Origin of the sequence: Burkholderia sp. AU33545, from assembly GCF_020419685.1 — a bacterium.
Lineage (GTDB): Bacteria > Pseudomonadota > Gammaproteobacteria > Burkholderiales > Burkholderiaceae > Burkholderia > Burkholderia diffusa.
This window is the reverse complement of record NZ_JAIZRQ010000004.1, coordinates 457922-471119: the sequence shown is the minus strand read 5'-3', so window position 1 is coordinate 471119 and position 13198 is coordinate 457922. Positions and strand designations below refer to the sequence as shown.

Below are 13198 nucleotides of genomic sequence, written 5' to 3'. Positions count from 1 at the left end.
GCATGTCAAGGTGATTCGTGATTTCAAAGTTTGCGTATCGCGTCACTTTTGAATATGCTCTTCGTCGCTAAAACCAGGAGACCCCGTCGAGATGTCCAATAGCGAGCAGGCCAATGCCGATCTCATTACCGCAACCAAGGTACGCGATCTGCTGACGCGCAACGGAATTCCGCCGCGCAGTCACAACACGACGATCGCGAACGTGCTGGGCCTCAGTTTCTCGGTCGTCACGCGCAAGATGAAAGGCCTGATCCCGTGGAACCTGTCGCAGTTGCAGGACATCGCGACGCACTTCGGCGTGCCGCCCGCGATCCTGCTCGACGACAAGGGTACACAGCCGGCCGCCGCCGAGATGATCGACGCGACGCTCGTGATCGAGTCGCGCCGTTTCCGCTGCCGCGCGGCGATCTCGGCGAAGGCCAGCAGCCAGACCGAAACGGATTTCGTCGCGTTGCAGTGGCAGGGCGAATGGATCGTCACCGAACGCCAGCACGCGCGCGAAGGCCGCCTCTATCCGGTCGACGTCATCGAACTGCGCTCGAGCCAGCCGACCGTGTACGCGGCGCGGATCGCGGTGGTCGACGATTCGCGGGACGTCGCCGAGACCGTGTGCGAATACTTCATCGAAAAAGGCGTGAACGCGATTCCGTACCATGACGGCGCGTCGTTCCGCAAGGCGCTGGAAGTCGAGGATTTCGACGGCTACATCCTCGACTGGATGCTCGGCGACCAGACGGCCGCCGAGCTCGTGCGCGGCATCCGCTCGAGCGAGAACGGCGGCGCGCCGATCTTCCTGCTGACCGGCAAGATCTCCACCGGCGAAGCGAGCGAGGACGAGATCGCGCACATCGTGTCGCACTACAACGCGCGCTGCGAGGAAAAGCCGGTGCGCCTGCCGATCCTGTTCGCCGAAGTCGCGCGCGAACTGAAGATCACGCAGCCGGTGGCCACGGCCGCCGCCGCGAGCTGAGACCACGACGAGAACCGGCCACCACACGAACACGAAAAAGGGAAACACATGCGAATTTCGACCCTCTGGATCAAGACCCTGATCACGGCCGGCCTGCTCGGCATGGCCGCCGCGAGCTGGGCCGCGTCGTTCACGTTCACCGTCGACGGCAAGATCGGCCGCAGCAACCAGCCCGGCAAGACGACGTTCGTCTTTACCGAGCAGGCGCTGATGGCACTGCCGCAGCACACGATCGTCACGTCGACGAGCTGGACACCGAAAGCGACCTTCACCGGCCCGCGCCTGTCCGACGTGCTGAAGACCGTCGACGCACACGGCACGCAGATCGAGTTCCGCTGCATCGACGAATACACGTTCACGATCCCCGTGTCGGACGCCGACAAGTACGGCGTGATCCTCGCACGCACGATGAACGGCAAGGTGCTCGGCAACGACAACTACGGCCCGCTGTGGATCATGTATCCGCGCGACCAGTATCCCGACGAGCTGAAGACGCCGCTCGGCGAAGCCAAGTTCGCATGGCAGATCATCGGCCTGACCGTGAAGTAAACGCGCGACATGATGCGCGGGCGGTGGAAGAACAGAAAGATCATCCTCATCCTGGGATCGTTGTGGATCCTGGGATTCGCCGCATGGGCATTCCTGCTGTGGGACCTGCTCGCGACCTCGGTCAACGAGGGCGTGCTCGAAGGACCGCGCGAAGGCGTGTTCTGGACGGCCGCGCAATACCGGAACGCCTACACGCGCTTCGACCGCCAGCTGATCCTCTACTCGACGCACGTGGACGACGACTTCGACCACGTGCAGATGCAGCTCGACAGCCTGTCGGTGTCGTTCGGGTTCCTGCAGCGGCCGTCTGAAGTGTCCGAATACTGGCTGCGCATCCCGCGCGCGCGCGCGGAAATCGCGGTGCTCGGCGCATTCATGGCGCGCCTGAAGCACGACGTGCCGCTGCTGCGCGACGCACCGAACGATGCGCCGCACGTGATCGACGACGTCAACGCGTACTGGCCGAAGGTCAACGGCCTTGCGAACTACTTCCGCGCGATCGAGATGGCGCAGCGCGATTTCACGTTCCATCAGCTGAAGGAAAAGCAGCGGGCGATCGTATCGCTCGGCATCATCCTCGGCGTGATCCTGTGCGCGCTGTTCCTGCTGCTGTTCTATACGATGCGCACGCGCGACGACCTGCTCGAACGACAGGACGCCGCGCTCGATGCGGAGCGCAAGGCATCCGATCGCGCGTTCGAGATGATCGAGGCGAAGAACGCGTTCCTCGGAATGGTCAGCCATGAACTGCGCACGCCGCTGCAGGCGATCTGCGGTTCGATCGAGATCCTGCTCGCGCGGCCGCAGTCCGACGCCAACCTGAAGACGATCCGGCGGCTGCAGAATTCCGCGTCGTCGCTCGAAGCGCTGGTCAAGGACCTCACCGATTACATCAAGCTGCGCTCGACCAAGCGCCTCGCCGAAACCGAAACGGTCGGCATGGCGTCGCTGCTCGCCGAGGTGCTCGATCCGCTGCGCGCGAAGATCGCGACCAAGCGGATCGCCGTCGCGCAGCGCGTCGAGCCGCACGACCTCGCGATCCGCTCCGATCGCAAGCTGTTGCGTCAGGTGCTGTCGAACCTGATCGAGAATTCGGTGAAATACACCGTCGACGGATCGATCGACGTATCGATCATGCTCGTCGACGCGCCGGCCGGCCGGCAACTGAAACTCGCCGTGCGGGACACGGGCGCCGGTATCGCGAAGCAGCATCTGTCGAAGATCTTCGAGCCGTTCTACCGCGCGAACGACGCGGTCGGCCTGCACGTGGACGGAATCGGGATGGGGCTCGCGGTCGTGCGCGAGATCGTGACGACGCTGCGCGGCCACGTGGACGTGCGCAGCGTCGTCGGCGAAGGCAGCGAGTTCGTCGTGACGCTGCCGGCCGAGGTGCCGGATGCCGGCGAAACGACCGGCGACGCACCCGCGTGGCCGGCCGCCGCCGCGCATCGCAACCGCCGCGCGCTCGTGGTCGACGACAACGACAACGCGCGCGAAACGCTCGGCGCGATGCTCTCGGCGCTCGGCCTCGACGTCGACCTGTGCGGCACCGGGCAGGAAGGCATCGCCCGTTTCGGCGATATGCATTACGACCTCGTCGTGCTCGATCTCGAACTGCCGGACGTGAGTGGCTTCGAAGTCGCGCGCCGCATCCGGATGGCCGCGCAACCGGACGACGACGGAAAGTTTCCGTCCATTCTCGGTGTCAGCGCATACGAATCGGCCGCGCTGCGCGAGAACCAGCAGGTGTTCGACGCATTCCTGCCGAAGCCCGTTCACCTGCGCGAACTTGGCGCACTCCTCGAGAAGCTGCTCGGCTGAGCGTGGCCGCGGTGCGTGACGGGCAGGCCTTCCGGCCGCCCGTTGCGCGTTTCCCGCTTACTCGCCGATCAAATGCAGCACGATGTCACGCCGATGCGCGGCGCGACGATGCTCGAACAGATAGATGCCCTGCCACGTGCCGAGCACCATGCGTCCGTGCTCGACCGGGATCGACAGCTGCACTTGCGTAAGCGCCGTGCGCAGATGGGCGGGCATGTCGTCGGGGCCTTCCGTGTCGTGCTCGTAGCGCGTGTCGTCTTCGGGTGCGAGCGTCGCGAAGTAACGTTCGAGATCGCGCTGCACGGACGGATCCGCATTCTCCTGGATCAGCAGCGACGCGGACGTATGGCGGCAGAACACGGTCAGCAGCCCGGTGCGGATGGCCTGCTGATCGACGAATGCGCGCACTTGCGGCGTGAACTCGACGAGGCCGCTGCCGCGCGCGTCGACACCGATATGCGTGATGGCCTGTTGCATGACGACGACCTCAGGCGAGCGCGGCGAAGCCGTCGGCCTCGATCTGCCTGGCATCGGCGGGGCGCACGACGCGCGCGACTTCGACCCCGTCGCGCAGGAATACCAGCGTCGGCCACAGCTTCACGCCGAACGAACGGCCGAGCGGCCGACCCGGGCCATCCTCGATCTTCAGGTGCCGCACGGCCGGATGCGCGGAAAACGACGCGACGATCGCAGGCTGCGCGCCCGCGCAGATTCCGCACCAGTTCGCGCCGAATTCGATGACGGTCGCACCGGCCAGTGCGTCGACTTCCGCGCGCGTCGGCGCGTTGGCGGTGTAGCGTTGCTCGATATCCATCGGGCCCCTCGTGTGCAATTGCGGAACGTGGCCGCGGCGCGCCGGCGTGGGCGGCACATGCGACCTTCGATTTCCTACTCTAGCGGAAAAGCACGCGCGATGCCGAGGGCGCCCGCGCCGTGCGAATGACATGACAAGAATCGGAGCGCCGCGCGGCGGCGACGCGATCAGCATGCGAACTGATCCCGTCAACGAAGGACCGACCATGAACGCTGCGCATCGCATCACTGAACCGAACATCCTCTATTTCGGCACGCCCGTCGTGCTGATCAGCACGTTGAATCCGGACGGCACGGCCAATCTTGCGCCAATGTCGTCCGCGTTCTGGCTCGGCTGGCGCTGCATGCTCGGGCTCGCCGCCAGCTCGCAGACCACGCACAACCTGATGCGCACCGGCGAATGCGTGCTGAACCTGCCGTCGGCGGCGCAGGCGCAGGCCGTCGACCGCATCGCGCGCACGACGGGCACGCATCCGGTGCCCCAGTCGAAGCAGGCACGCGGCTACGTGTACGAACCAGACAAGTTCGGCACCGCCGGGCTCACCGAAACGGCCTCGCAGACCATCGCACCGCCGCGCGCGCTCGAATGTCCGGTGCATCTGGAAGCGGTGGTCGCCGCCACGCACGGCATCGGCGACGAAGCGCCCGACCTGCGCGGCCACATCCGCGTGTTCGAGGTGCGCATCCAGCGCGTGCACGTACATCCCGACCTGCTGATGGACGGTCATCCGGACCGCATCGATCCGGACAAATGGTCGCCGCTGATCATGAGTTTTCAGAAGTTCTATGGCCTCGCGCCGCATCAGGTGCATGCGTCACGGCTCGCCGAGATTCCGGAGCGCGCCTATCGCAGCCCCGACATCGACCGCGCGCGCGAAGCGGGCATGTCGATCGGATAAGATACTGGCCGATTGACCCATGACCGAACCGACGGAGTGTTTCAGTGATTCAACCGACCCAAGTATTCAAGGACAACCTCGCGCAACTGCCGGCCATCGAAGGTGTCGCGCGCATCGATCTCGTCGGCGCGAACGGCGACGTGGTCGCCAGCATCGAGAATCAGCCGGGCAAGCAGGGCTCGCTCGCGGTGTACAACTACCTGAAGCAGGTATTCGGCACGCTCGACGCGAAGGCCGCCGAGCACGGCCTCGCCGTGTTCGCGGAGCACACCGCCGACGCGCGTAACCGCCCGGGCGCACACCCGAACGTCGATCGTCTGCTGGCGATCGTCGACGGCGGCGAGGCGCTGCGGATCGACGTGGTCGCGAAGGCTTGAATGCCTGGCGACGGGCACGCACGCAAACGGTCGATGTCCGTTCTTTCCTGAAGACCCTCCCCATGCGTCGCATGACTGTCCAGCCGATTGCCCGTCGCGTCGCATCGATCGCCGCCCTCGCGTGTGTCGCGCTCGGCGGCGCGGCGTCCGCCGAGACGCTGCGCACGGCTTCCGATATCGCCGGCGCGTCCCTGGTTCCGCTCGGCGCGCTGCCGCACTCGCCGGAGAACGGCACGCTCGACGCGTTCTGTGCGCAATATCGTGCGAAGACCGCAACCGCGGCCGGCCGCGACGTAGCGAAGCTCGGCTGGATCGTGACGTCGGAAGCGCCGCTCGGCCGCTACACGGTCGTCACGTTCGCGAGCGGTTTCAAGCCGGGGACGAGCGCGATCTGTTACGCGCGCAACGCAAACGTCGGCGTCTTCGACGGCACGACGCTCGTCGCGCTCGGCTATACGGCACGCTCGGCCGGCTGGCAGCTCGGCTCGGTCGAGTTGCTGGAAAGCGGCGCGCTGCTCGTCTGGGGTGGCGATGGCCCGTCGGCGCCCGTCGGCGAGTTGCGCGAAGCGCATGGCGGCTTGCGGCTGACCGCGGTCGCCGCCGAACGCACGTACTGCCACGGCCGTGCAGTCGTGCCCAACGTGTACGGCAAGCCACTCGACGCGGCCCGCAAGATCCTGATCTCGCGTGGCTGGCAGCCGCTGCGTCCGCGCGAGAAGCCGGACCCGCTGGACGGCGCGGCCACGCTCGCGAAGCACGGGATCATCGAAGCCGAAGCGTGCTCGGGCACCGGCATGGGGTATTGCGCGCTGCGGTATCGGAGCGCGGCCGGCGTGCTCGGTGTGACGACGGCCGGCGGCGAGCCGGACACGCCGTCGGCGAATACCGTGATCGATTATCAGGTGGCTTGCAGGAAACAGTGATCGGCGCGGTGGCGTTCGCTTGATTCATCGCTCCCGGCCGCCCGTCGCTCGGGCGACCCGCGCGTCACCACCGTTGTTCAAAACCCGGACGATGCCGCGTCGGCAATCGTCAGCGATTCGCGCCGAGCGCCACGCGCAGCCGCTCCATCAGCCGTGTGTAGTGCCGCACCACATCGGCCTTGTCCGTCACGTTCGCGGTCGAGAACCGCTCGGACCACGCGGCCTTCCACTCATACGTGCCGTGCACGCTGCGGTCGCCGTCCGGCGACTGGATCAGCGAGCGAATCCGCGCGTCGCGCCCCGGCCCCGTATGCATCTCGAACAACGCGTGGATGAACGTGTGATACGCGTCGTACACGTCGTCGTCGAACAGGTAGCGGTAGATGTGAAACGTGCGGTCGAGTTCGCGCTTCGCGCGGATCACGTCGTCCGGCGAGATGTCTTTCCAGTAGCCGATCCACGTATAGAAGCACAGCAGCGCATTGAGCTGCGGCGCGACCGTGTCGTACAGCGTGAGCCGCTTCTCGATCAGCCGCTGGTTGGTCCACTGCACGAGCTCGAGCCGCTTCAGCCGGCGCGCGACGAGCCAGCCGAGACACGCGACCGACAACGGCGTCAGCACGCCGAGCACGAGCTTGACGATTTCCAGCGAATTCCACGGATTGTTGAATGGCTGCATGAATGGCTCGACAAGAAAGACGCACCGCCCGGCGGATCGCATCGCGCTGCGCGCGTATTCGTCGATCCCTTCGCGGTTGACCGTTAGTTGCTTGCGCATCGAAGTCGCACCGTGATGCAGCCGGCGCGCGGCGAGGCGGCTCGTCCCCCAGTGTATCGGCCAAATGTCACCGGCCGGTGACGATTCGCCGAATCGTCGTCATGCGCCCGTGCCGCGTTACGTCGGCAGCGCCGACGTGAGCTTGACCTTCTGCATCGGAATGTCGGTCTTCACGCTCAGCACGCCCGGGATGCGCGTCAGGTATTCCATCTGGAAGCGCCGGTAGTCGTCGATGTCGGCCGCCACCACGCGCAGCAGGAAATCGCAGTCGCCGGCCATCAGGTGGCATTCGACCACTTCCGGCATCTGCTGGACGGCCTCCGCGAAGCGGTTCACGGATTCGGCGTCCTGTCCCTTCAGCCACACGCGCGTGAAGATCGTCAGCCCCTTGCCGACCTTCGCCGGGTTCAGCACGGCAACGTATTTCTCGATCACGCCCGCTTCCTCGAGCAGCCGCACGCGCCGCAGGCACGGTGACGGCGACAGCCCGACCTCGTGCGCGAGTTCCACGTTCTGCATGCGGCCGTCGCGTTGCAGCGCGCTCAGGATCCGCCGGTCGATAGCGTCAAGCTTCATTGGCATCAAATTCCAAAAAAATCGCAAATCACTCGCTCAATGCCAAATTCTCGAGAATATCGATCCGCAACGCAACCCGATTCGAGTCAAAAAAGCAGACAATCCTCCTCCCCGTAGGAGGAGTAATGAGCAGTAGCGTTTCAACGTCGTCCGGGCTTCGCGACAAGCCCGCCTATGTCGCCGAGATGGGCCGCGGATTGCGCGCGGCGCTGCCCGTCATGCTGGGTTTCGTGCCGTTCGCGCTGGTACTCGGCGCGCAGGCCGCGCAAAAAGGGCTGAGCCTGTTCGAGGTCCCGATGATGACGGGCCTGAATTTCGGCGGCGGCTCCGAATTCGCGGCGATCCATCTGTGGACGTCGCCGCCACATATTGCGCTGATCGTCGCGATGTCGTTCCTCGTGAATTCGCGCCACATCCTGATGGGCGCGGCGTTCGCGCCGTACGTCCGGCGCCTGCCGCGCCGCCGCGCGTTCGCCGCGCTGTTCTTCATGTGCGACGAAAGCTGGGCGATGTCGCTCGCCGACGCGCGTTCGCGCTCCGCCACGCACATCAGCGTTCCCTATTACGCGGGCGTGTGCGCCGGGCTGTACCTGACGTGGATCTCGATGACGACGCTCGGCGCGGCGGTCGGCCCGACGATCGGCAACGTCGAGCAGTACGGCTTCGACATGGCGTTCACGGCCGTGTTTCTGGTGCTGCTGCGCGGGATGTGGAAAGGCATGCGCGCGAGCCGTCCGTGGTTCGTGAGCCTCGTCGTCGCCGCCGCCACGCACCTGGCCGTGCCCGGCGCGTGGTACGTCCCGGCCGGCGCGTGCGCGGGACTGATCGCCGCGCTGCTGTGGGAGCCGCGCGATGCTGCCTGATTTCGCGACGGTCGCGACCATCGTGCTGATGGCGTCGACGACCTACCTGTCGCGCGTGCTCGGCTACGCGCTGCTGCGCAACCGCACGCTGAGCCCGCGGATGGCGTCGGTGATGGAGAACGTGCCCGGTTGCGTGCTGATCTCGGTGATCGCGCCGGCCTTCGTATCGACGCGCCCGGCCGATCTGCTCGCACTCGCCGTCACGCTGATCGCGGCGACCCGCCTGTCGATCCTGCCGACCGTCATCATCGGGGTCGTATCGGCCGGCCTGCTGCGGCATCTGCTCGGGTAATCGGCCAACGCGGTTCCGAGCGCCGCGCGGGCGGCACCTCGAACCGGAAAACGGGCGCGCCATGCGCCCGTTTTCGCATCCGCGCGCCGGCCGCGGCGCTGCCTGACACGGCACGCGTCACGACGGGATGCTAGCCTTGCGGCTGTACCCGCGATGCCTTCCCCCTCATTGCCTGCCTGCGAGGATCATCCCGATGCAAGAAACCCGCCCGCTGTTCGACCGCGTCCTGCTCACCAACGACGACGGAATCGACGCCCCCGGCCTTGAAGTGCTCGAACAGGTCGCCACGCAACTGGCACGCGAAGTCTGGATCGTCGCCCCGGCGGAAGACCAGAGCGGCACCTCGCACTCGTTGAGCCTGCACGAACCGCTGCGCGTGCTTCGCAAGGGCGAGCGCCGCTTCGCCGTGCGCGGCACGCCGGGCGATTGCGTCGCGATCGCGGTCAGCCACCTGATGAAGGACGCGCGGCCCGACGTCGTGCTGTCCGGCGTGAATCGCGGCGCGAACCTCGGCACCGAAACGGTGTTCTCGGGCACCGTCGGCGCCGCGATGACGAGCATGCTGGTCGGCGTGCCGGCGATCGCGCTGAGCCAGGCCTTCCGCGACCGCAACGCGGTGCCGTGGCATACGGCGCTCACGCATGCGCCGGACGTGATTCGCCGGCTGGTCGCGGCCGGCTGGGACAGCGACGCGTGCCTCAACGTGAATTTCCCGGCGCGGCCGGCCGACGACGTGCGCGGCTTGAAGGTGACGAACCAGGGCACCGGCACGCTGCAGGGCGTCGAAATCGTATCGGGGCGCGATCCGCGCGACATCGAATACCACTGGCTGAAACTGGCGCGCGCACCGCGCGACGACGATGCGGATTCGGAAACGGTCGCGCTCGACGAAGGCTATATCGCGGTCACGCCGCTGAAATTCGAACGCACGCACGACCAGGCGCTCGCGCGGCTGCGGTCGAGCCTCGGCTGACCTCGGCGGTGATACCGGCTGGCGGCTTCGCCGCCGGCGCGCAGCACCCCGGCACAAAGCCGCCCCCGCCGCTTCACCGCACCGACCGCATCACCGATCTCCGGGTCACGTCAGGTTCAATCCCCCGTCGAGCATCACGATCTCGCCCGTCACGTAATCGGACGCGACGAGCATCGCGACCGTCTGCGCGACGTCGTCCGGCGTCGCCGCGCGGCGCATCGGCGCGTGCTCGCGCCAGAGCTGCTGCGCGGCGGTCCAGTCGGCGGTCAGCGGCGTATCGACGAGCCCCGGCGCCACCGCATTGACGCGAATCGCCGGCGCGAGCGTGCGCGCCAGCAAGCGCGTCGTGTGATTGAGCGCGGCCTTCGCCGCCGCGTACGGAATCGACGCGCCCTTCGGCCGCACGCCCGCATGCGAGCTGACGTTGATCACGCACCCGGCGCGCCCGCTCGACGCCGCTTCGAGCAGCGCGGGCTGCGCTTCGGCGACGAGCCGGAACGGCGCGATCACGTTGATTTCGTGCATCTCGTGCCACACGTCGGGCGTCGCGGCGGCGAGATCGTCGTGCGGAATCACGCGGCTGACGCCCGCGTTGTTGACCAGCACGTCGAGGCGGCCGTGCACCGCCACCGCGTCGCGGATCAGCCGCACGCGCTGCGCATCGTCGGCGAGATCCGCCTGCACGTAGGCCGCGCCGAGTTCGCGCGCCATCGCGCGACCGGTTGCAGCGGAATTGCGCGAATGCAGGATCACCGCATAACCGTCCGCCGCCAGCCGTCGCGCGATGGCCGCGCCGATGCCCGACGTCGATCCGGTGACGAGCGCGACGGGCCGCTGCACGCGCGACCCGCGCGGCTCGGTGACGGTTTCGGTTTCAGGTTCCGTTTCGGAGATGGGGGCATTCATCGGCGGATGCGGCGCGTCCATGGCGTGGAATCCTGTCAGTGGCGTTTCCGCATCATAAGCATGACGACGGCCGATGCGGATGCGTGGCGTCTACGGCCGTTTCGGCAGCTCGACGAAATCCTCGAGCTCGCCGGCGATGTAAAGCCGCTTGCCGATTCTCGGGTATTCGCAGACGTCGTGTTCGAGGCGCTGGCCGAGGATGAACAGTTCCAGCGGCACGTCACCGGTGTTCTGCAACGCGTGTGCATCGCCGCCGCGCGGAAAGCCGAGAAAGTCGCCCGGCCCGATTTCGCACGTGCGTTCGCCGATCGTGACCGTGCCGGTGCCGGACAGCACGTACACGCATTCTTCCTCGTACAGGTGGCGGTGATACTCGGCCGATTCGTGGCCGGGCATCAGCGTGAGCAGGTGCGCGCCGATTTGCGTGAGGCCGGTCAGGTCGCTGAGCTGTCGTTTGAGGCGAACGGCGTTGGGATTGAGCGAATGCACCGCGCGGGTCGGTTCCATTTTCGCGATGTCGGCGGCTTTCAGCAGTTCCCGGGGAGGTGTCGTGGACATGGGGATCTCGTCAGCGTCAATGCAGCGGTTGAACGCGCCGCCCGGGCGGGCGCGGCGAGCATGCCGCGCTATTGTCCGACATTTTTACGCGGACGAGATCACCGGCATGCGCGTCGTCTACCGCGACCTGGCGACGCCGATCAGCCCGCGTGCACGCCGCGCAGCTTCGTCAGCAACGCGATGAGGCGATCGATGTGTTCGTCCTCCGTGCGCCACGACGACACGCTGATCCGGAACGCCGGCCGCCCCTGCCACACCGTCTGCCCGAACCATACGTCGCCCGAATCCTGCGCGGCCCGCAGGATCGCGATCGTCTCGTCGTCGGTGCCGGCGCGCACGAGCACCTGATTCAGCACGACGCGGTTCAGCACGTCGTAGCCGGCCGCGCGCAGACCGTCGGCGACGCGCTGCGCTTGCGCGCAATGCCGTTCGACCAGCGTCGCCACGCCGGCGCGGCCGAGCGCGCGCAGCGCGGCCCACACCGGAATGCCGCGCGCCCGCCGCGAGAACTCGAGGTTGAGGTTCTTCTGCGCGTCCTGCGCGCCGCTCAGGTAAACGGCATCGCTGTTCATCGCGGTCGCGAGCGCGGCCGCGTCGCGACAGATGACCATCGCGCCGTCGTACGGCGTGTTGAGCCACTTGTGGCCGTCAGTGGTCCAGCTGTCCGCGCCGTCGATGCCGTTGGTCAGCGCGCGCTTCGACGACGCGCGCGCCCACAGCCCGAACGCACCATCCACGTGCACCCACGCGCCGGCGGCCTTCGCGCGCGGAATCAGCGCCGCAAACGGATCGAACTCGCCGGTGTTCACTTCGCCGGCCTGCACGCAGAGGATCGTCATGTCGTCGAGCGGCGGCAATTGCGCGGGATCGATGCGGCCGTGCGCGTCGACCGGCGCGACGATCAGGCGCTTCATCCCGAAACCGAGCACCCGCAGCGCCTTCTTCACCGTGATGTGCGCAAGCTCGGAAAGCACGACCTTCACCTCGGGCGCGCCGATCAGGCCTTCTTCGTCGACGTCCCAGCCCTTGCGCGCGAGCAGCGCACGCCGCGCGGCAACCAGCGCAACCAGCGTGCAGGCCGTCGCGCTCGTGCCGAAGCCGACCGCGCTGTCTTCGGGCAGCCCGAGCACGTCGACGACCCAGCGCGCGGCCTGCCGCTCGATCGTCGCGGCCACCGGCGAATTCGCGAACGACGACGCGCACTGGTCCCACGCAAGCATCAGTCGCTCGGCCGCCGCCGCGGCCGGCAGCGTCGCGCCGATCACGAAGCCGAAGTAGTTCGGGCCGTTCGATGCGACGGTCGCAGGCGTGCCGCGCTCGTCGAGCAGGCGCAGCACGTCGTCGGCCGGGTAGCCCGTATCGGGCAGCGGTTCGTCGAAGGCCGCCAGTCCGGCGAGCGCGGCCGCATCGGGATAGGCGCGCCGTTCGCCGGTCGCGGCGAGATACGCGTGCGCGCGCCGGTCGGCGTCGGCCAGCAGGGCGGGTTCATCCATGTCGTTTGCCTCTGTGAAGATCAGAGTTGCAGGAGATCGCGGCCCAACTGATGCAGCGCATCGTCGATCCGCTTGTAGTACGTGAACTTGCCGACGCGCGTCGCCTGCACGAGCCCGGCATCCGCGAGGATGCGCATGTGGCGCGTGGTCGTCGCCGGCGCGATGCCGAGCTTCTCGGTGATGTACGTGCAGCACACGCCGAGCTCGTCGAAGTCGCCATGCGGCTGCGGCGGGAAATGCTTGCGCGGCTGCTTGAGCCAGCGCATCACGGCCAGACGGCTTTCGTTGGCCAGTGCGCTGATGCGGGTGACGTCGTCCATGGTTCGGCCTCGTTTAACGTTTCGAATATTAGCTAAATGACGAAACGTGGGCAACTGCTTCCGGGATTTCCGCGTTCGCTGTCGCGC

Annotated in this window: 17 protein-coding genes; 9 read left to right on the top strand and 8 right to left on the bottom strand. The window is 67.1% G+C overall.

The window, feature by feature from the left end:
- Positions 1-91 precede the first annotated feature (91 nt).
- From LGM71_RS16045 to atsR, 3 genes are read left to right on the top strand one after another with little or no spacing between them, the layout of a single operon-like run.
- Positions 92-970 carry a response regulator gene (locus LGM71_RS16045; RefSeq protein ID WP_226115347.1) on the top strand — a complete coding sequence of 293 codons (879 nt, stop codon included), beginning with the start codon at positions 92-94 and terminating at the stop codon, positions 968-970.
- 48 nt (positions 971-1018) lie between these two features.
- Entirely contained in the window at positions 1019-1519 is a 501-nt protein-coding gene (locus LGM71_RS16040; RefSeq protein WP_059605050.1) for a molybdopterin-dependent oxidoreductase, read from the top strand.
- A gap of 9 nt (positions 1520-1528) precedes the next feature.
- Positions 1529-3340 carry a hybrid sensor histidine kinase/response regulator AtsR gene (gene atsR, locus LGM71_RS16035; protein ID WP_175816259.1) on the top strand — a complete coding sequence of 604 codons (1812 nt, stop codon included), beginning with the start codon at positions 1529-1531 and terminating at the stop codon, positions 3338-3340.
- 57 nt (positions 3341-3397) lie between these two features.
- Here the strand turns inward: atsR and LGM71_RS16030 are convergent, their stop codons facing one another.
- Complete coding sequence (locus LGM71_RS16030) at positions 3398-3817, bottom strand: secondary thiamine-phosphate synthase enzyme YjbQ (RefSeq protein ID WP_059605044.1); 420 nt, start codon at positions 3815-3817, stop codon at positions 3398-3400.
- A gap of 10 nt (positions 3818-3827) precedes the next feature.
- Positions 3828-4154, bottom strand: a complete 327-nt coding sequence (locus LGM71_RS16025; RefSeq protein ID WP_124627666.1) for a thioredoxin family protein — start codon at positions 4152-4154, stop codon at positions 3828-3830.
- A 205-nt stretch (positions 4155-4359) separates the two neighbouring features.
- Between LGM71_RS16025 and LGM71_RS16020 the strand changes: the two genes are divergently transcribed.
- The 3 genes from LGM71_RS16020 to LGM71_RS16010 all read left to right on the top strand — a co-directional run bounded on the left by LGM71_RS16020 (position 4360) and on the right by LGM71_RS16010 (position 6352).
- Entirely contained in the window at positions 4360-5052 is a 693-nt protein-coding gene (locus LGM71_RS16020) for a flavin reductase family protein (protein WP_174910078.1), read from the top strand.
- 44 nt (positions 5053-5096) lie between these two features.
- Complete coding sequence (locus LGM71_RS16015; protein ID WP_124627670.1) at positions 5097-5429, top strand: DUF2322 family protein; 333 nt, start codon at positions 5097-5099, stop codon at positions 5427-5429.
- A gap of 62 nt (positions 5430-5491) precedes the next feature.
- On the top strand, positions 5492-6352 hold the full coding sequence (locus LGM71_RS16010) for a hypothetical protein (RefSeq protein ID WP_226115346.1): 861 nt from the start codon (positions 5492-5494) through the stop codon (positions 6350-6352).
- Between the two features lie 109 nt (positions 6353-6461).
- Here the strand turns inward: LGM71_RS16010 and LGM71_RS16005 are convergent, their stop codons facing one another.
- Both LGM71_RS16005 and LGM71_RS16000 read right to left on the bottom strand, forming a co-directional pair.
- Complete coding sequence (locus LGM71_RS16005; RefSeq protein ID WP_059685249.1) at positions 6462-7031, bottom strand: hypothetical protein; 570 nt, start codon at positions 7029-7031, stop codon at positions 6462-6464.
- Positions 7032-7247: 216 nt separating this feature from the next.
- On the bottom strand, positions 7248-7706 hold the full coding sequence (locus tag LGM71_RS16000) for an Lrp/AsnC family transcriptional regulator (protein ID WP_006486309.1): 459 nt from the start codon (positions 7704-7706) through the stop codon (positions 7248-7250).
- Positions 7707-7831: 125 nt separating this feature from the next.
- Here LGM71_RS16000 and LGM71_RS15995 point away from each other — a divergent pair, with 125 nt between their 5' ends.
- The 3 genes from LGM71_RS15995 (at position 7832) to surE (ending at position 9834) form a co-directional block, all read left to right on the top strand.
- Positions 7832-8569: an AzlC family ABC transporter permease gene (locus LGM71_RS15995; RefSeq protein WP_226115345.1), complete on the top strand. Its 738-nt coding sequence runs from the start codon at positions 7832-7834 to the stop codon at positions 8567-8569.
- Positions 8559-8861 (top strand): AzlD family protein, encoded by a 303-nt coding sequence (locus LGM71_RS15990; RefSeq protein WP_413226882.1) that lies wholly within the window; start codon positions 8559-8561, stop codon positions 8859-8861. The genes LGM71_RS15995 and LGM71_RS15990 overlap by 11 nt, the downstream gene beginning before the upstream one ends.
- Positions 8862-9054: 193 nt before the next feature.
- Positions 9055-9834 carry a 5'/3'-nucleotidase SurE gene (surE, locus tag LGM71_RS15985; RefSeq protein WP_226115344.1) on the top strand — a complete coding sequence of 260 codons (780 nt, stop codon included), beginning with the start codon at positions 9055-9057 and terminating at the stop codon, positions 9832-9834.
- Between the two features lie 105 nt (positions 9835-9939).
- Here the strand turns inward: surE and LGM71_RS15980 are convergent, their stop codons facing one another.
- From LGM71_RS15980 to LGM71_RS15965, 4 genes are all read right to left on the bottom strand, one after another.
- Complete coding sequence (locus LGM71_RS15980; RefSeq protein ID WP_124903197.1) at positions 9940-10761, bottom strand: SDR family NAD(P)-dependent oxidoreductase; 822 nt, start codon at positions 10759-10761, stop codon at positions 9940-9942.
- Positions 10762-10830: 69 nt separating this feature from the next.
- Complete coding sequence (locus LGM71_RS15975; RefSeq protein WP_124627681.1) at positions 10831-11298, bottom strand: cupin domain-containing protein; 468 nt, start codon at positions 11296-11298, stop codon at positions 10831-10833.
- Between the two features lie 140 nt (positions 11299-11438).
- On the bottom strand, positions 11439-12791 hold the full coding sequence (locus LGM71_RS15970) for a pyridoxal phosphate-dependent decarboxylase family protein (protein WP_226115343.1): 1353 nt from the start codon (positions 12789-12791) through the stop codon (positions 11439-11441).
- 20 nt (positions 12792-12811) lie between these two features.
- Positions 12812-13111: an ArsR/SmtB family transcription factor gene (locus LGM71_RS15965; protein WP_059464945.1), complete on the bottom strand. Its 300-nt coding sequence runs from the start codon at positions 13109-13111 to the stop codon at positions 12812-12814.
- Between the last annotated feature and the right edge of the window lie 87 nt (positions 13112-13198).